The 17,763-nt window shown below is 59.6% G+C and carries 13 protein-coding genes; 11 read left to right on the top strand and 2 right to left on the bottom strand.

The window, feature by feature from the left end; genetic code table 11:
- Positions 1 to 386 precede the first annotated feature (386 nt).
- Together QRN11_RS21005 and QRN11_RS21000 are read right to left on the bottom strand one after the other, a co-directional pair.
- Positions 387 to 1,721 (bottom strand): MFS transporter, encoded by a 1,335-nt coding sequence (locus tag QRN11_RS21005; protein ID WP_285314366.1) that lies wholly within the window; start codon positions 1,719 to 1,721, stop codon positions 387 to 389.
- 249 nt (positions 1,722 to 1,970) lie between these two features.
- The gene (locus QRN11_RS21000) at positions 1,971 to 2,888 is read right to left on the bottom strand and encodes a LysR family transcriptional regulator (RefSeq protein ID WP_285314365.1); all 918 of its coding nucleotides are present in this window, start codon (positions 2,886 to 2,888) and stop codon (positions 1,971 to 1,973) included.
- 115 nt (positions 2,889 to 3,003) lie between these two features.
- Here QRN11_RS21000 and QRN11_RS20995 point away from each other — a divergent pair, with 115 nt between their 5' ends.
- From QRN11_RS20995 to QRN11_RS20945, 11 genes are all read left to right on the top strand, one after another.
- Positions 3,004 to 4,350: an NtaA/DmoA family FMN-dependent monooxygenase gene (locus QRN11_RS20995; RefSeq protein WP_285314364.1), complete on the top strand. Its 1,347-nt coding sequence runs from the start codon at positions 3,004 to 3,006 to the stop codon at positions 4,348 to 4,350.
- Positions 4,347 to 4,859: a flavin reductase family protein gene (locus QRN11_RS20990; protein ID WP_285314363.1), complete on the top strand. Its 513-nt coding sequence runs from the start codon at positions 4,347 to 4,349 to the stop codon at positions 4,857 to 4,859. The genes QRN11_RS20995 and QRN11_RS20990 overlap by 4 nt, the downstream gene beginning before the upstream one ends.
- An 892-nt stretch (positions 4,860 to 5,751) precedes the next feature.
- Complete coding sequence (locus QRN11_RS20985) at positions 5,752 to 6,891, top strand: acyl-CoA dehydrogenase family protein (protein WP_285314362.1); 1,140 nt, start codon at positions 5,752 to 5,754, stop codon at positions 6,889 to 6,891.
- Complete coding sequence (locus QRN11_RS20980; protein ID WP_285314361.1) at positions 6,891 to 7,736, top strand: enoyl-CoA hydratase-related protein; 846 nt, start codon at positions 6,891 to 6,893, stop codon at positions 7,734 to 7,736. Before QRN11_RS20985 ends, QRN11_RS20980 begins: the two co-directional genes overlap by 1 nt.
- Positions 7,737 to 8,684: 948 nt before the next feature.
- Positions 8,685 to 9,797: a sugar ABC transporter substrate-binding protein gene (locus tag QRN11_RS20975; RefSeq protein ID WP_285314360.1), complete on the top strand. Its 1,113-nt coding sequence runs from the start codon at positions 8,685 to 8,687 to the stop codon at positions 9,795 to 9,797.
- Between the two features lie 80 nt (positions 9,798 to 9,877).
- A complete protein-coding gene (locus QRN11_RS20970) occupies positions 9,878 to 11,452 on the top strand; it encodes a sugar ABC transporter ATP-binding protein (protein ID WP_285314359.1) in 1,575 nt (524 codons plus the stop codon).
- A complete protein-coding gene (locus QRN11_RS20965) occupies positions 11,449 to 12,483 on the top strand; it encodes an ABC transporter permease (RefSeq protein ID WP_285314358.1) in 1,035 nt (344 codons plus the stop codon). Before QRN11_RS20970 ends, QRN11_RS20965 begins: the two co-directional genes overlap by 4 nt.
- 357 nt (positions 12,484 to 12,840) lie before the next feature.
- Complete coding sequence (locus QRN11_RS20960; protein ID WP_285314357.1) at positions 12,841 to 13,755, top strand: aspartate/glutamate racemase family protein; 915 nt, start codon at positions 12,841 to 12,843, stop codon at positions 13,753 to 13,755.
- Between the two features lie 85 nt (positions 13,756 to 13,840).
- Positions 13,841 to 14,647, top strand: a complete 807-nt coding sequence (locus QRN11_RS20955) for an HpcH/HpaI aldolase family protein (RefSeq protein ID WP_285314356.1) — start codon at positions 13,841 to 13,843, stop codon at positions 14,645 to 14,647.
- 51 nt (positions 14,648 to 14,698) lie between these two features.
- The gene (locus QRN11_RS20950) at positions 14,699 to 16,081 is read left to right on the top strand and encodes an NtaA/DmoA family FMN-dependent monooxygenase (RefSeq protein WP_285314369.1); all 1,383 of its coding nucleotides are present in this window, start codon (positions 14,699 to 14,701) and stop codon (positions 16,079 to 16,081) included.
- 172 nt (positions 16,082 to 16,253) lie between these two features.
- On the top strand, positions 16,254 to 17,378 hold the full coding sequence (locus QRN11_RS20945) for a zinc-dependent alcohol dehydrogenase (protein ID WP_285314355.1): 1,125 nt from the start codon (positions 16,254 to 16,256) through the stop codon (positions 17,376 to 17,378).
- Positions 17,379 to 17,763 lie beyond the last annotated feature (385 nt).

Below are 17,763 nucleotides of genomic sequence, written 5' to 3'. Positions count from 1 at the left end.
GCTGACTTTCCGTTAGATGGTCCCGGCCCGGCAACGGGATAAACCCGAGCAGCCACAGTCGGGCACTTTTTTGGAGTAATCATTGCCCAGATAGTCCGTTCCAGCCAGCGTTACAGGTGCGACGCTATAGTGCGGACGGCGGATCGGCCAGGCCGGGCGATCCCACCAAACTAGATTTCATGCCATAGATTCAAAACGCGGCCAGCCTCATCGAGTGCGCACACTGTTGATCGTATTGTCAGACCAAAGGCTCTGCGACGAAGTCCGTTCACGGCTCCCATCTGGTAAGAACCCGGGACATCTTCTCGTTAAAGCGATGGCGTTCAAGACAGGCAGCTTGGTCATGATTCGACATAAAGGCTGTGCCGCACAACGTCGTATTCTGCCTAAAGGTCTAGGTTCGCCGCGTCCTTCCCGGCGTAGAACTGGGCGCCGCGCTTACGGGCGGCGATGCTGAACAAACCGGCGATGAGGACGAGCGCGGATCCTCCAAAATAGGTCAGTGAGACATAGGTTGTCGCGCCCGCGTAGGAACCCGTCACGTCTCTAACAACCGCGAAGGAGAACCCGCCAATGAAGGCGCCGACACCGGCCATGACAAGAAAGACACCATTGATGAATGAGAAATTCCTGGCGCCGAACTCGCGCAGTGCGAAGAAGGCCAAATAATCTCCTTCGGCGCCCATCGAGAGCCCAAGGACCGCGGCGATGACAAGCATGAAAAGAACCGGAGTTGCGGCGGGTAGGAACGCGAGACCCAAGGCCCCGAGGCCGGAAAGCGCGAAGATCACTATTGGCCCAAAGTATGGCCAGCCGCGGTCTAGAATCGCACCGCCAAACACTCGGCCGAGTAGGGTGCCGATGAGTAGAGCCATGCTGAGACCTGTCGCAAAGGTGGGCGAAAATCCACGTTCGATACCCACGGCGGCCATGTTGGTGATGAAACCACCGATCCCAATCGAGATCACGAACCAGGAGATAGAGAGTAGCCAGAACCTCGCATCCCTAAATATGTCATGCAGCAGCAGGCCGGTGATAACGTGGTTTTCAGTATTTGATGCCGCCAAGGCCAAGTCGTCGGCGAAAAGCTCCTTTTCTGGTTTTCGGAAGAACACCAGCACCAAGGGCAGGGAAATGAGCCCGACGTAGGCTGCTAAGCACCAGTAGCCGCCCCTCCAGCCCGCAGGGCCATAGATTACAGATGTCATGATGGGCAGCAGGACTAATGGGATGAGGGATGCCCCGCCCCCCACGAGTCCGATCACGAGGCCAAGATTCTTCCGATACCAGAACGACATCATCCGTGAGAGCGTCGCCCAGTATCCAAGAGATCCGATGATGCTTACCGCAAACCCAACTGTCCAAAAGGACGCCCAACTGGCGGGTAGGACCGCAAGAAGTGCTAAGGCGATCACATTCGCCACAACGGCGATAATTGCCAAAGGACGAGGCGAATAATGACTCAGCAGTCGACCGACCATCGGTGAAAGCAGACCCATGAACAAAAGGATCCACGGACTCAAAGTTACCGCCGTTGCTGGCAGGCCTGTGGCGCTCATAACAGGCGCGATCATGATGCTTTGCGTTTGCGAAATTATGATTGGTCCACCGGTGTAAGCGACGAGGCCACCGATGATGACCCCGCTGTTACGCCTGAATTCGCTTGTCGGTTTGCCCGAGCCCGCTGCGGCGCCTCTCGCAACAGAAGCCATGTTTGTCATATAGATTCCATTCTTCGTTGAAGGATCTCGTTGCTGAATGTGGAGCGCTCGAACCGTAGCGCCGGCGAGCAGGCCAACTCCATCCAAAGCCCGCGGCCCTGGACCGCAGGTGCTTGGTGCCGTCCCCACGCCTAGCCGGAAATGCTGCCGGGTGTGGCTGGACTTACAAAATAATAAAAACAGGCCGCGAGAATGCTGTCCAATGCATTTTTACGAGAGCACATTGCATTGCACGCAACTGCCTTGGGTTCAGGTATTCGTGGCGTGAAGGGCAGCTTGAAGGACGGTGAAGGCGAGGTCTGCAGCGAGTCTGGCGTTTGGTGTCATTAACTCCCGGATTGGCGACATCAGCACATACTTAGTGCGCGGAGCGGTGTTCGACGGGATGGAGGGGAGGACCGTGAGCCCAAGCTCGGGACGGAGTTCTGGGAGGAGTTTGCTTGCGACGAGGATGTGGTCTGATCGTTGGGTCATCAACACCAACAAGGAGTAGTCGTCTGAGATGAGGGTTGGCCGTAGCACCACGCCCTGAACGGCTGATTCCGCCCAGGTCTCCGTGGCGAACGTTCCCGCTGCCACCGGATACCCGGAAATTTCAGTGGTGCTTGCGGCGGCTTCCAGCAAGGGATGGCCCAGTCTGACTAGCAGATCGGTTGATCCCCCTTCGAAATTCCTTGCTTCGAAGCGATTCGCTGTTGCAAAATTCCCGGAGTCCGCTGGGAGTCCCCCGATGTAGAAGTCCAGTTCGTTGTGCGTCAGCATCCAGTTGAGCCGTGAGTTCGTTTCCACCCTTACCTGGACACTGGGGCAGTGGGCAAGGATCTTGGGCAGGAGGGTGGGCATGATGGCAGCAGCCGTGACGGGCCCTATACCCATCCGTACCGGCTCCAACCGGATTCCTTCTCGTAGGGCCTTGATCTCATGCGTGACATGTTCCGACCTGGCGAGGAGGTCTTCGGCGAGCTGAACCAACTCGGCGCCTCCGCTGGTCAGGACCACCCCGGAGCGGCCGCGCTCGAAGATGGCAAACCCTACTTCTTTTTCCAGGCTTTGAATGCTTCTCGTCAGAGCTGACTGAGATAGCGGCAAAGCAGAGGCTGCGGCTACGAAACTTCCCTCGCGCGCGACGGCGACAGCGTGTCTGAGCTTATTTAGGTCCGTTTCCATGACATCCATTGTATGCGCCTCGTGCAACCTGAAGTCCTAAATATGCATTGGACATCAAACTTGGCGTCCCTTCCAATGGAATACAGACCCGCTTCACTCATTGAAAGGAACTCACATGTCTTCTCGTCCGAGTCAGATGACGTTGGCTGCTTTTGCCTCGGCATCAACTACATACGGCGGAACTGGTTCATGGATGCATCCGAGAGCGGACCCGCGCATTCTGGATCCGGACTACTACATCAATCTCTCACGAACGCTTGAGCAGGGAGGTTTTGATCTTCTTTTCTTCGATGACCGCTTGGCGGTTCCGGGCGTGTACGGGAACTCGATTCAGGCTGCAGTTAAGCATGGAAGCCGTGTCGTGAAGCTGGATTTGATGACGATTCTTGGATTGGTCGCTTCGCACACCCATCGCATTGGTCTGGGTGCGACCTACTCGACGACCTATCACGCCCCGTTCCATGTCGCTCGCGCCTTTGCCACCTTGGACCATCTATCGCGTGGTCGGGCCGTCTGGAACATTGTGACTTCGAGGAACGCCAATGAGGCGGAGAACTTCGGTTCGGAGTACTTGGATCCGATGACCCGGTACGACCGCGCGGACGAATTCATGGAAGTCACGACCGGCCTTTGGGAAACGTGGGAGCGTGACGCCCTGCAGATGAATCGGGAAACCGGCATCTTCGCGGACCCCTCGAAGGTCCACGAACTGAACTTCAAGGGCAAGTGGTTCTCATCCAGAGGCCCTCTTACGGTTCCACAGCCGCCTCAAGGGTGGCCCGTCTTGCTTCAGGCGGGCCAGTCCGGGCGCGGGCTTGATTTCGCTGCTCGTTGGGCGGACATGACATTTACCAATGCATGGACCATCCCGGGGGCCCGGGACCACTATCAGAGCCAGAATGAGCGTGTACGTGCGGCGGGCCGCTCCGAGGGAGAGCTGAGGATATTGCCGGCCGTCCAAGTCATCGTGGCAGAGGACGCGGACATTGCCCAGTCCCGCAGCCGCTTCCTGGACTCAATGTCCAATGAGGAAGAGGTACTCATTGCGTTCTCGGAAAGAGCGAATTTCGATTTCGCGAGGCTTCCGATGGACGAACCTCTTTCCGACGACTTCATGAAAGAGACGCAGGGCTCTGCACACCTTGTGCAAAGGTATGCAGACCTCGCGCGTGACAGGTTTGGCGAACCGCCGACTCTCCGCCACATAGCGAAAATCCTGGCAGGAAGCTCCACCCTGAGATTCGTCGGGGACGCCAGCCAAGTTGCAGACCAAATGAGCGAGTGGTTCCTGCAAGGAGCATGCGATGGCTTCGCCATTGTTCCAAACGACACCCCGGGCTCGTTCGAGGACTTCGTCAGACTCGTCGTCCCGATACTCCGGCGCCGCGGACTCATGGCTGATCCTGACGCGAACGGCACACTTCGAGACCGGCTGTCCCTGAACAGAAGGGCTTCGCGATGACTGAGAACGCCCTTGCAGTCAGTACCGGTTTTGACGGTCAGGTATTCCGACGTTCCCTGGGAAACTATGCCTCCGGCGTGACTGTCATCACGGCATCGATCGGGGAGGATCTGATCGGCTTTACCTGCCAGTCGTTTTTTAGTCTCTCCGTCGACCCTCCCCTCGTAGCCTTCAGCGTCATGGCATCGTCCACGTCGTACCCGAAGCTGAGGAACGCCCGTTCGTTCGCCATCAATATACTGGCGTCGGACCAGGTGAACCTCTCAAACCAGTTCGCCAAGAGCGGTACGGACAAGTGGTTTGGCGTTTCATGGAGTTCGAGTGAGCATGGCAACCCTGTGCTTGATGGAAGCGTGCTCACCCTCGATTGCACGCCCTACAGGGAGTACGAAGGCGGAGACCATACCCTGGTCGTCGCCCACGTGGAGGACATCACGGTGAACGACTCCGCCAGCCCACTGCTGTTTTTCCGGGGAAAGTACGCGCCCATCGGGCAACCACAGAACTGACAAGACGCACACCAAGACCCAGTGGCCGAAAGGTTGAGCCTCTGCGCTGCCGGCAGCCATGCAGCTTCTGCGCATAGGACATGCCGCAGGGAACTTCGCGGCCCACCGCGCCCCCGGTGGGAGAACGTGCGGCTGCCAGAGCCGTGCTTCCTGCAGCTCCGGCCCGCATGTGCTGCCTGTCAAAGGCCAGGAAAGCGCCTGCCCGCTGAAAATATGTTGTAGGGACAGAAAGATGAGCACGATCGATGCATACCCAGGCATCAGCCGCCCTGGATGACATATGCGACGTCCCTCCTGGCCGCACCGTCATCGCCGTCTTCGTGCAGTGGCGGGGCGAGGATCGCCCTGCCCAAAGTGAGCCTGCACGCCAACCTGCGCCCGAAACGCCGGTTTCACGGAACCGGGGAATTCGTAACACAGGTCCGCGACGACGTGACTTGGGGGCGCACTGCGGCCGCCGGCGTCGGCCGGGAAATCATCAACGCGAGAGAACATGCCTCGGCCACACACATAGTTCAGAGATCCAGGCCAAACTTATTCATTGACATTTATTCGCATGGATAGGACCCGCAGCAGTCGATCGAGCCCATCAGGCTTTGCTCCGTACCGACGCGCGGCGGCGTCATGATGCCGCCACGCACCCCCGCGTACTGAGGCTCCCGCTATCAGCTGTGGCCCAAGTGGTGGGATGCGACTGCCGGAAGTCGGACGCGACCGCGGCTAAGAAGTTACTAGACCAGGATGACGGCCTCTTATGCACTTAAGTCCGCCCCAATCCACGGGACTATGATTGTAATCATTGGTATAGTAAGTTGATGTCATTCAGGCAGCGCAAATAGGCGTGAGCTGTCTCGCGTCCCTATTGCGGACAACTTAGAGGAAGGAGCACGTCATGAGACGAAGGGTCCTGAATGCCGAGCATGAGGCATTCCGTGAGGCCATTGGTAGTGTCCTCGAAAAAACGGCCGTAGATTTCCAGGATGAGTGGGACCGGGCCGGTCGCATGCCAGACAGCTTTTTCGAGGCGTTGGGCGATAGCGGCCTCTTCGGTCTTGACATTGACCCGGAGTACGGCGGCCAGGGGCCAGCTGACTACGGATTCAAGATGGTCGCCTGGGAGGAAGCTGCACGGCTGGGTGTGGGAATAGCAACTGTTCGAACACATACAGACGTCGTCACTCCGTACTTCGTGCGGTTCGGCAATGAAGAGCAGAAAAAGCAGTGGCTGCCTGGTATTGCCAGCGGCAAAACGATGGCATCAATTGCGATGTCGGAACCAGATACCGGATCCGACCTTGGCGGAATTTCGACCCGCGCGGTACGTGATGGTGACGAGTATGTTATCAACGGATCCAAGGCATACATTACCGGCGGACTCGTCGCAGGTCTCGTTGTCGTGGTTGTCAGAACTTCCGAGGATCGACGGGGCGGGCTCACACTCGTGGTTGTCGAAACGGACCGACCGGGATTCTCTCGCGGTAACCCTCTAAAAAAACTTGGCCAGTCGAGTTCAGATACCGTTGACCTCTTTTTCGAGAACGTCCGGATCCCGGTGGGCAATCGTCTCGGGGACGAGGGCAAGGCTTTCGAGTACTTAACGAGCAACCTGAGCCAGGAGCGACTAGCCATTGCAGTCGGAGCGGTGGCAACAAGTCGAGCGGCAATCACCGAGACGCTCGACTACACGCAGTCCCGGCGCATGTTCGGCACTACCCTGGCTGCTATGCAAAATACGAAGTTTGTTCTCGCGGGGCTGTCAGCGAAAGTAGAAGCAGCCCAAACGATGGTCGACGCGGCCGCTGAGGATCTCATCGCGGGAGTTTTGGATCCCGCGGATGCGGCGCGAGCGAAACTATTCTGCACGGAAGTCCAAGGCGAAGTCGTAGACGCCTGCCTCCAGTTGCATGGCGGGGCCGGCTACCTGCGCGAGACGGCGATAAATCGCATGTACGCGGACTCGCGCGTGACACGCATTTATGGCGGGTCCAGTGAAGTCATGAAAGTAATTATTGCTAGATCGATGGGGTTGTGATGTCTGGTAAGGGTTGGAACGGAGCCGATTCGCTGTTGGTGACGGATCGAGGCTCTGTTCGGTACATCGAGTTCAACCGTCCCGAGGTGCACAACGCGCAGAATGTGGCGATGCTCGAAGCTCTGGATGATGTGCTGCGGGTTACTGCTCAGGCGAAGGACGTCCGAGCGGTCGTCTTGGGAGGTGTTGGCAAGTCGTTTTGTTCCGGCCACGACCTAAATCAGATGGCTACCAACGCCGAGTATCGAGAGAATTTCTCAACCGTTGAGACGCGTTCCGAACAGGAAATGCGGTTGTTCGTCGGGCCGGTGGAGCGTTTCCGCAATCTTCAGATCCCCACGATCTGCCGTGTGCAGGGGCACTGTTTAGCGGCCGGCGTTATGTTTGCTGGCAGCGCCGACTTCGTGGTCGCGGCCGACAACGCATCGTTTGGCTCGCCGATACTCCGGCATCTTGCAGTCAACGATGCAGAGGTGTTCACCTTCGCTCTGCGCTTGGGGGAGCGCCGGGCGAAGCAGATGATTTGGCTGGATGATCGCCTCGACGCTGAAGACGCGAAGCAGGCGGGCGTGGTTAACTGGGTGGTGCCGCTGGATCAGCTGGATGCGAAGGTTGCGGAGGTGGCGGACAAACTTGCGGCTGCCCCGCCGGAGGCACTGGCTTTGTCGAAGGCAACCTTCCGTTTTGCCGCAGACCGCCAGGGCGAGTCTGACATCAATAGATTCCATTACATGGCGCATCAGCTGAGCCATGCCACAAATGAAGCGGCAGCGACTCTCACCGCTCGAGTGGAGCGCGTTCAGCGGAATGAATCACCAATACCAGAGGCGCAACGTAACAACTAACAGCAGCGGATCTGCGGCTGGCGGATCTTAGAACCTGGCAAAGGACGTTCTGAATTCATACGGACAAACGCCCGGCATAGGACTGTGGGGGCATCCGTCAGTGCCCCTGCCCAGCCTGGGGCTCGACAGTGATGCTGGCCGGGGGTAACGAATTGGTAAAGGAGATCGTCTTGTTCCCCTCGAAGATCGTGCCAGTCGTAACAGCAGTCGACTGGGCGCTGAGCTGGGAGATCGTTGCTCGGTCACCTCTATGGGCACGTGGCGGGTTCTCGGGCGCAGCGGCCTTGGTCAGGGTGTCCGACGACGTCGGGCTGGTCGAAACCCGGTGTGAAGCAGAGTCGGACCTTCATCGTGAGGCTTCCGCGGAGAGGAACGGCTAGGGGCCGTCCCCTGGGTATGCACCATCTGCTCGTTGGCCTGGTGGACACCTCGTGGAGGCAGCAGTCTGCTACCACGGTCGTCAGGCCGCGTTGGCCCGACGGCTGCCTTCCCGCAGCCGGTTCGGAAGTAGGCGCCCTGCCGCCGCTTAGGGATCTCGCTGTCGGTGGTAGCGGTCCCGGTGTCGAAGTTCGGTGGCGGCAGCCCTTGCGCCGCTTGCTGCTCTCCTCGGTAATGCTGCCGTAGTAAGCGCCGCAGAACGCGTCGGCGGTCGCTGCAAGGTCGGGCAACTCAATCGCGCCTCGGCCAGGCGGTTGGTGGTTCTCCAAGGACCACATGGCGGCGCCGACGCGCCGCGCGACGTGTACTTGCAGCCCGCACAGCTACAACCGACCCAATCGAGAGGCCGCCGCCTGTCGGATCTGCGCCACCTGAGGCGACAACACTTGAATATTTTCATTGACTTGCGAAATTTAGTGTATTTATACTAATGATCGCTAGCGAGTCGGGTTCCGACGTTAGGGTCGTGGACACCGACGTCCATGACCTCCGGAGCGCACGCTCGATCCAATGGAGGAATTTATGCGGACAATGAAGTCGCGAATGATGTTGGTAGCTGGTTCAGTTGCGGTAATGGTGGCTGCAGGCGGTTGCGCGGGTACCAGTGAAGGAAATGCTGGCGGTGGGGGCGGCCCGGCTGACAGCGTGGCGATCGACGTCGGAAATGACATGACGGTCAATCTGCCGACCGGTCGTGCCCTGAAGGTCGCCTATTTCCTCCCGTCACTCGTCAATGACTACGGGAAGCAGCAGGTGCGCGGTGCGGAGGAGACCGCGAAGGAGCTGGGCGTGGAGCTCACCATTTTCGATGGTGCGTTCGACCCGAGCCGGCAGCTCAACCAGATGCAAACCGCTCTGCAATCCGGGGGCTTCGACGCGGCACTGGTGTCAGCAGTCGACGGCTCCACCGTCTGCAAGGCGGCTACCGAGGATTTCCCTAAGGCGAATATCCTGGTGGTGATCGTGGGTTCACCGCTGTGTGGCAGGGCCACAGAGCAGCAGGGTGAGTCGCTTGACGAACTCTGGGCGCCGGGCACCATGAGCTACGTGGGCGGTCAGAGCTCTCGCGCCTACATGGACGGCTGGTTCGCCGCCGGCGCCAAGGCCAACCCGGGAAAGCAGAAGGTTGGGGTTGTTGCGGGCCTGGCGGTCCAGGAGCACACGCGCGTTGTAGAGGCTGCTATGGCCGAGTTCAAGAAGAACAACCCCGACTACACGGTTGACCTGATCAACACCAATTTCTCGACTGCCGACGCTTTCAACAAGGTGCAGACGTATCTGCACGGCAACCCGGACACAACCCTGTTCTATTCTGTGCTCTCGCCCGACGTGACGCAGGGTGTCATTCAGGCTGTGGAAGATGCCGGTCTTCAAGGTCAGATCCACATCGTGGACCAGGGGTTCGGGGATTACTTGGTTGAACAGCTCAAGGCCGGGCGAGTCCAGCTTTCGACGCTGGCCTTTCCTTACAACCTGAGTAAGAAATCCCTCGAGTCTGTCGTCAAAGCACAGTCCGGCGAGGACGTCCCTCGCTCTGTCGATGATTCGGTCATAGGCAGTGTAAAGGAGCCCTTCACCGCAACGAAGGACACCCTCTCGAAGCTACCCGCAGATCTCTGGTAACACCAGGGGTTAGGCACACAGGCTGAAGGTTGGGGTGGTGGCCTCCGGGCCATCACCTCATCTTGATTATCGAAAGCAGAATGGCAATGAAGCCCTCGCAATCCAATCGGCATGTCGCTGTCGCGCTGAAGTCGGTGTCTAAGACGTACGGCGTAACGAGCGCCCTGATCGATGTTGACGTGGAGATACACGAAGGAACGGTTCACGCTCTGATCGGTGAGAACGGAGCAGGCAAGTCCACGGCGTTGGGCTCAATTGCGGGCCGGGTCGATTTCGACGCGGGTGTTGTCGAAGTGTTCGGCGAACCACTCGAACCGGGCAATCTGCGGGCAGCGCGCAGGGCCGGGATCTCGGCGATCTACCAAGAACTCACGATCGTCCCCCATCTCGATGCTGCGGCGAATGTCTTCCTGGGGTCTGCGATTTCACGGTCCGGTGTTCTCTCCACCCGTGAGATGCGACGCAGGTACGTAGATCTGTGCGATGAACTCGACGTAACGTCGTTTCCTGCGGGCAAGCCCGCCAGCGCCCTGTCGGTCGCTGAGCAGCAGATGCTCGAGATCATGCGGTCTCTAGTGATCGAACCACGCGTTATCCTCTTCGATGAACCGAGCGCATCCCTTGCCGTCGAAGAGCGGGAGGCGCTCTATGGAGCGATTGAAGGGCTCCGCAGACGCGGGGTGACGGTTGTGATCGTGAGTCACAACTTCGATGAAATCGAACGACTCGCCGACCGGATAACTGTCTTCCGTAACGGCCGCACCATTCTCACCAGTGAACGGGGGGAGAAGTCTCGGGCCGAACTTGTCCTCGCGATGCTGGGTGAGCAACGTGCCGACCAAACGCTTGGCCGGGTGTTGATGGACAAACCGGTGTACCTGGACACGTCGTCTGTCGATGAGTCATCCACGCCGATACTCGAAGTAAACGGCCTCACTGTGCCCGGGGTGATCGAAAACATCGATCTGCAGGTGCGCCCGGGCGAGATCCTCGGCATCGCGGGCCTGGTAGGGTCGGGCCGATCCACGTTGCTGCGGGCAATCGCTGGCGCGGAACCCACCGCACGAGGAAACATCCGCCTGGGGGGGGTTTCTGCAGTCTGGCCGCGGTCCGTGCGCGCCGCGCGCAAGCTCGGCATCGCTCTAATCCCGGAAGACCGCAAGGGACAGGGCCTGGTCATGCCGCGCAACGCTGCCGACAACATCGCGCTTTCCAATCTCCACTCACCCTCGACCGCAGGGGTGATCAACGGGAAGCGACTCTCCGAGAAGGTCGCCGCGGCCGCAGCTGGGCTCAATTTCCCGGTGTCCCGCCTTGGTGAACGCAGCGACCGGTTCTCCGGCGGCAACCAGCAGAAGCTGCTGATGGCACGATGGCTGTACGACCGTCCTCGAGTCTTGCTAGCGGACGAGCCGACACGCGGCATCGACATCGGAGCGAAGGGGGAGCTCCTCGAGGCGCTGAGGAAGATGGCCGCCCAGGGCATCGGTGTGATCGTGGTCTCGTCGGAGCTTGAAGAAGTGTTGGCGGTGTCGGACCGGGTGCTGGTTGTCGCCAAAGGACAAAGCATGGGGCTGGTCGAGCCAGGTGGCGATCACAAGATCGCCATGGAAGACGTATTGCACGCCGCATTCGGAATGAAGGAGAACGCATGAACGACAGCACCGGCACCTACACAGTGCCCGCGGATCCAAAAGCGTCGACCGGTACCAAGACGCCGAATCGGATTCGGACTATTCTGCCGGTCCTGCAGGAACGGGCCGCGAACCTCGGGATGGTATGGGTGCTCGTCGTTCTGATGATCATAGCGACCATACTCAATCCCCGATTCCTCACAACCGGCAATCTGATCAACGTTCTGAGCCAGAACGCGCCGGTCGGCATCATCGCCGTCGGAATGACGTTCGTCCTGATTGCCGGGGGGTTCGATCTTTCGGTAGCGGCGGTGCTGGCTTTGGGCGGCGTGACCTACGCCACCCTGTCGCACATGATGCCCGCCGCACCAGCAATACTCATCACCCTCGCGATGGGAGCTGCCCTCGGTCTGGTCAATGCGTTCCTCATCACGAAAGCGAAAGTGAACGCGTTCATCGCCACTCTCGCAACGGCATCACTGTTCAGCGGTGTGACGCTTCTCCTCACTAACGCCATACCGGTCAACATGGCCCGGAAGGGTTACGACTTCCTCGCGGCAGACGATTTCCTTGGCGTCCCCCTCTCGGTCTGGCTGCTGGCAAGCCTCATCGCTGCAGGGTGGTTCCTGCTTTCCAAGACCGTATACGGCCGCGGGATTTACGCAATCGGCGGTAACAACGAAGCGGCTCGGCTAGCGGGCCTGCCCGTGATCGCCCTCCGGGCAAGCACTTATGTCCTGACAGCAATGCTCGCCGCGCTGGCAGGGATCGTCCTGGCGTCGGTCATCGGAGTTGGACAGCCAGGAGTCGCCCCCAACGTCACGCTTAACGCGATCGCGATCGTGATCATCGGGGGAACTTCAATGCTCGGCGGTGAGGGCGCCGTGTGGCGAACCCTCGTCGGCCTGCTCATCTTTGGAACCATCAACAACGTCTTCGACATCCTCGCCTTCCCCCAGGCGATGCAAGACGTCGCACTTGGGGTGATCCTCCTTGGCGCAGTGTCCCTGGACGCATACACCCGATCACGGCGGCGATCGGGCGAAGCCTGACCAGCATCGCGTGCGCGGATCGAAGGCCGACCGAAGGGCCCACGAACCGATGTGGTCTCTGGGATCAGGCCTTTCCGATAAGTCTGGCGGATGGTTGTCAGCGGGCGGGGACACTAGCCGCGATTTAGGATGCTCCGGGGAGTCGGTGCGCGGGTGCTGTTGCTCGTGCACGAGGCCCTCGAACGCTGTTGCGCGTGTTTGAGTTCGCTAAAAAAACCGAATAATTCGATCCTTGACAACGAATATGTCCCATGGCACATTCATTGAGACGGTCGATATTCATGACTATGACCTCGCCCCAAGTCGGGGCGTCTTAACCGGAAAAGGCCGTCGCGGCGGCGGAAACGGAGCATCTCAGTGGAAACCAGAATTCTGTGGCAGTCAGATTCTTTATGGGAGCACAACTGCTCAAAGGCTACCCACGAGCAACGGGAGCAGATATTTGCTGGCATGCTCCAGGAAGCGCAACGCGTCGCTCGGCCGGACACCCAATTCGTGCTGAACTTCCCCACCGCGAGCGTGGGTCGGGACTTCGTCCCGGCGCACAGGTTTAACCGAGCCTACATGGCAGTTGAGATCATGGAGCGGATCAAGCAGGCAGAAGAGGATGGATTTGACGCCGCGTTTGCGGGGACCTGCTACGGCGAGTTCTTTTTGAACGACGCCCGCCAGGCGGTGTCTATTCCCGTCGTCGGACCGGCCGAATCATCAATGGTTTTCGCCCAAGCGCTGGGCGGCAAGTTCGCAGTAGTGACGGTGACCAACCGACTGGTTCAGCAAATGGAACATACCATCCGCTTACACGGATGGGAGGACCGGGCGATCAGGAACCAGCCGGTGCGTGCTTGGGACGCTGATATGAGTCCGTTGGTGGTGGGGGCGCTCGAAGGCCGTCCGGAGCGGTTGATCGAGGAGTTCGAGAAAGTGGCGCTCGAGTCCGTTCGCGACGGTGCGGACGTCGTTATCTGCGGGTGTCTCCCTTATGGAGCAGCGTTGTCGCAGGTGGGCTACAACGAGGTGGGAAACACGGGCGTTCCGGTAATCACAGCGCTGCCGGCCATGATCAAATTCGCGGAGTCGTTGGTTGATTTGCGGAGGAGCCTTGGCATCACAAAGTCCGAGGCGTTGCGGAGTCCGTACCGCAGTACGCCCGAGGAGACACTGCGCGACATGGAGGCACGGGGGATCCGTTCAATGTTGCCGCGTGTGGCAGACCGGGCCTTTCTCGAGGCCTATGGTGCCTCACAGAACGACACACTGTCTCCCAGCTGAGGCAGTAAGCGTAGGGACGCTCACGCTTCAGGAAGTAGGAAAATCAATGGCCGGTAGCGAACGATAAAGAATTGAGGCCGAATAGATGGGAAACATTGGTAACACGACGCGCAGATTGCGGGCGCGGGAGACCTTTACGGCGATGATCGAGGGCGGACAGCACCCTATGGGGACCTTCGTCATGTCGGTAGATCCAGCCGTAACCGCTGTGCTAGCGTCCGCGGGTTTCACATTTGTGATCATCGACTGCGAGCACGGGCCTAACGACATCCAGTCCACCCTGGGACACATCCGTGCAGCGGAGGCAAACGGAGTTATCCCGCTGGTGCGCGTGGGCGAAAACAGCCCGAGGCTCATCCAGGCAGCCTTGGACATTGGCGCTCACGGTGTGATTGTCCCGAAGATCAGCACCGCCGCCCAAGCGGAGGCTGCGGTCAGGGCGGCGCGATATGGACCGGGCGGTCGTGGCATGTGTGCCGCCGTTGAGGGAGCTCGCTGGGCGCCAGACTCGTGGGATGAGCACGCGGAAGTTTCTAACCGGAGTATCGTGGTCATTCCACTGATCGAGACGAAACAGGGTGTCGAGAACGCCGGTGAAATCGCGAGCGTTGAAGGCATAGACTTCGTTCTCTTTGGCGCCGGAGACCTGGCGCAGGACCTTGGTCTAAACATGTTCGATGATCACGAGAAAATTGTCGGGCTTTACACTGCGGCCCTCGAAGCCGTGCACGAAAATGGCGCCAAATTCGGGGTAGCAGCCGGGCGCGGTTTCGCCGGTCAGGACTTCTCAACTATCGCGGGCGATCTCCTGCTGCTCAAGGCCGCGGCCGAGCAACGTCTGGCTCAGCATCGTTCCGATCTGTCGTCGTCGAGAATGCTATCCGGCGCATAGTGAGGTGGTCTCTTTGAGTAATGCAAACAGCAGCCAAGCGATGTGGTGTCGATGACGGGCGATGCGGGTCGGCTACGTTTTTGTTACTTCACGAGCTTCACTCCGGCGGGCCCTCCCGGAGCCCAATGGAACAATCCCGACGGCGTCAAATTCAACTACCTGGACGTGGACCACTGGATAAAGTTCGCGGCCGCTCTGGAAGCTGCGAAGTTCGACGCGGTCTTCTTCGCTGATCACAGCGGCGTGCACGACGTTTACCAGGGCTCCTATGCGACTGCGGTGCGGGAAGCAGTGCAATTCCCGTCGGGCGACCCAATGACGCTCACCGCCGCGTTGGCCTCGTCAACGCGGGATCTGGGATTCGTCTTCAGCGCAAACGTTATCCAGGAGCAGCCATATGCTTTTGCGAGGCGCGTGTCTTCTCTCGACCACCTCACCCGAGGCAGGGTCGCATGGAACGTCGTCACGTCTTTTCAGCGTTCGGCGTGGCAGAACCTCGGATTCGACGACATGGCTAATCATGCCGACCGTTACGAGCGGGCGGAGGAATTCCTAACCGTTGTCTACAAGCTCTTGGAAGGGTCATGGGAGGAGGGGGCGGTTGTTCGCGATGAGGTCAACGCGATTTACGCGGACCCTTCGAAGGTTCATCCGATCGAACATCGCGGCAAGCACTTCTCAGTACCCGGCATACATGTCAGCGAACCCTCGCCCCAGCGGTTGCCCTTCCTATTCCAGGCGGGCTCATCGGACAGCGGCCGGGACTTCTCTGCAAGGAATGCCGAATCGATCTTCGTGACTGCACTCAACCCGGCTGGCGCGCGGAAGACCATCTCCGACATGCAGACGCGACTTGAGGCCAGCAGCCGACTTTCGTCGGACCTTCTCTTCTTCATTGGAACCAACATCATCGTGGGCTCTACCGAGGAGGAGGCGCGACGCAAGAGCGCCGAAGTGGATGAGATGCTCAGCTCCGAGGCCCTGCTTGCCTTTGGCAGCTCCACCATGGGGGTCGACCTTTCTCAAATCGATCTCGACTCGCCGGTCGGCGAGTTCAAGACGGAGGCGCTTCAGGGGCAGTTCCGGGCCATCGCGGAGGCAGCTCCGGACAAGTCTTGGACCTTTCGCGAAGTGGTCAAAGGCATCCTGACGAAGAGGATCGCCGGCACACCTGAGCAGATCGCCGATCGGCTTGAGGAGTGGCGGGCAGCTGGCGTGCACGGAATCAATCTCGGGACGCTGACTGGCCCCTTCGGCATACTGGAATTCACCGAGCATGTCGTTCCCACCTTGCAGGAGCGAGGATTGATGCAGAGAGAATACACACAGGGCACCTTCCGCGAAAAGATCACTGCCGGTACGTCCAACGCAGCGGGTCGGTGGGTGAACGATCGGCATCCCGCTGCCCGGTTCCGACGAGTGACCAAGCCGTAGAGGCTTGCGCCGTGCGGGTGGGCGACGTACTCCTGCATGTTCATCCGATGTGTTCGATCATCGGGATGGACAGATTCCGGTTTCCCCCTGTGATGGCCAGGAGACTACTCGTAGTTAAGTTCAGTGCTGTTGTTCGTTCTTACCAGAACATCCCATGAGAGGCAGTTCAAGTATGGCCACTACCGCCACGACCGTTGTATACGAGGGGCCGCAGTCGCTCACGATCCGCGACCTCCCGATTCCCGAAGTCGCTGCCGGCGACTTGTTGATCGAGGTGCTGATGGCGGGGGTGGACGGCTCGGAATTGCATATCATCAACGGGGAACTTGAGCGCGCCAACGCGAAGGCGCCGATGATTCTCGGCGACGAGATCGTCGGTCGGGTAGTCCAGATAGGGCAGAGGGCACAGCAGTTGCGTGGCCTCCAGGTCGGAGACGTAGTAAGTGTCGAGTCCCGGTGGCCGTGCGAGGAGAATTGCCGTGGTTGTTCGGGCGGCAATTATTTCTTGTGCGACAACATCTGGGGACCGACGACCGGTCGGCTGGGGTACGGATCGACCCCATTGGCGGAGGCGCCCGGGCTGTGGGGTGCGTATGCGACGCATGTCTTTGTGCCGGAACAAGCGCTGGTCTATCGCATTCCTGAGGCGTTGCCCCTGAAAACGGCTCTCTACGCCTGTTCCGTTCTTGCGAATGGGCTGCGGTGGTCGCGCGAGTCAGGGGCCCAAGCAGGCAAGACTGTAGTTGTGGTTGGCCCAGGTCCGCAGGGCATCGCCTGCGTGCTCGCAGCAAGCCGCTCGGGGGCTCGCGTGGTCTGCGTCGGGCTTGAGCGCGACGCCGCGCGCCTCGAGTCCGCGCGCAAGGCAGGAGCCGTAACCACTGTCGCGATCGCCCAGGATGAGTCCGTATCTGACACGATCGCGCGGATCCGGTCCGAAGTGGGTGTCGTAGATGCTGTGATCGAGACGGCTGGCGCGCCCTCGGCGAAGCAGCTCGCGTTCGGTGTTGTCGGCACGCTCGGCATCGTGGTGAACGTGTCGATCCCGAGTCCCAAGGCGCAAGAAGTCGACTGGATGTCGCTCTTGACCCGCGAGGTCACGATCAAGAACGCTGTGTCCCATCCGCACAGTGTCGGAGAAGCCCTGGCTCTGGCCGAGCAGATGCTCGCCGAAGGGTTGGATATCGGCGATTTTGTTACCCACGTTTTCGGGCTTCGCGACGTCGAACAAGCCATTCGGGTCGCCGCCTACGGCACGTCTGAGACCCCGGTTAAGGTCGCCCTCGACCCCACGCTGTGAGTCAATCTATTACGCTTTCGGTAGGCTGACGCGGAGGGCTCAAGTGCTCAGTGTGCAAAGTTACTGGCGGTCTGGAGTGACTGCTAGGGGTCCATGCGAATATCATCGTGTTGCTTGCCATAGGCACACGGGGCGGAGACCATGGGACGTCAGTCAGTGCGTACTGGATGTGCTGCAGTAGGAAGTCGTCCGCGTGCAGTCCGTCCGTAGAGGTCACAAGTTTGGTGCGCTCACGAGCAGCGCAACCTCTTTGGACCACTAACTCCCGAGGAACAGGGGCAGCCTAGCCTCGCTCTCGCGTCGAAAGGTGACGTGCCGTGTGCCCGGTGTTCCGGACCATCCCGCCGTCGCTGCCGGAGACTCACGCCGATTTGAGACTGTGCCT

The sequence above is a fragment of the Pseudarthrobacter sp. fls2-241-R2A-168 genome (genome assembly GCF_030209335.1).
In the GTDB taxonomy this organism is placed as follows: domain Bacteria; phylum Actinomycetota; class Actinomycetes; order Actinomycetales; family Micrococcaceae; genus Arthrobacter.
This window is presented reverse-complemented; position numbering and strand designations above follow the sequence as displayed.

Excerpts from the sequence above, each read along its gene's own strand:
- QRN11_RS21005 (WP_285314366.1), bottom strand. The coding sequence starts at position 1,721 with ATGACAAACATGGCTTCTGTTGCGAGAGGCGCCGCAGCGGGCTCGGGC.
- QRN11_RS21000 (WP_285314365.1), bottom strand. The coding sequence starts at position 2,888 with ATGGAAACGGACCTAAATAAGCTCAGACACGCTGTCGCCGTCGCGCGC.
- QRN11_RS20995 (WP_285314364.1), top strand. The coding sequence starts at position 3,004 with ATGTCTTCTCGTCCGAGTCAGATGACGTTGGCTGCTTTTGCCTCGGCA.
- QRN11_RS20990 (WP_285314363.1), top strand. The coding sequence starts at position 4,347 with ATGACTGAGAACGCCCTTGCAGTCAGTACCGGTTTTGACGGTCAGGTA.
- QRN11_RS20985 (WP_285314362.1), top strand. The coding sequence starts at position 5,752 with ATGAGACGAAGGGTCCTGAATGCCGAGCATGAGGCATTCCGTGAGGCC.
- QRN11_RS20980 (WP_285314361.1), top strand. The coding sequence starts at position 6,891 with ATGTCTGGTAAGGGTTGGAACGGAGCCGATTCGCTGTTGGTGACGGAT.
- QRN11_RS20975 (WP_285314360.1), top strand. The coding sequence starts at position 8,685 with ATGGAGGAATTTATGCGGACAATGAAGTCGCGAATGATGTTGGTAGCT.
- QRN11_RS20970 (WP_285314359.1), top strand. The coding sequence starts at position 9,878 with ATGGCAATGAAGCCCTCGCAATCCAATCGGCATGTCGCTGTCGCGCTG.
- QRN11_RS20965 (WP_285314358.1), top strand. The coding sequence starts at position 11,449 with ATGAACGACAGCACCGGCACCTACACAGTGCCCGCGGATCCAAAAGCG.
- QRN11_RS20955 (WP_285314356.1), top strand. The coding sequence starts at position 13,841 with ATGGGAAACATTGGTAACACGACGCGCAGATTGCGGGCGCGGGAGACC.
- QRN11_RS20950 (WP_285314369.1), top strand. The coding sequence starts at position 14,699 with ATGACGGGCGATGCGGGTCGGCTACGTTTTTGTTACTTCACGAGCTTC.
- QRN11_RS20945 (WP_285314355.1), top strand. The coding sequence starts at position 16,254 with ATGGCCACTACCGCCACGACCGTTGTATACGAGGGGCCGCAGTCGCTC.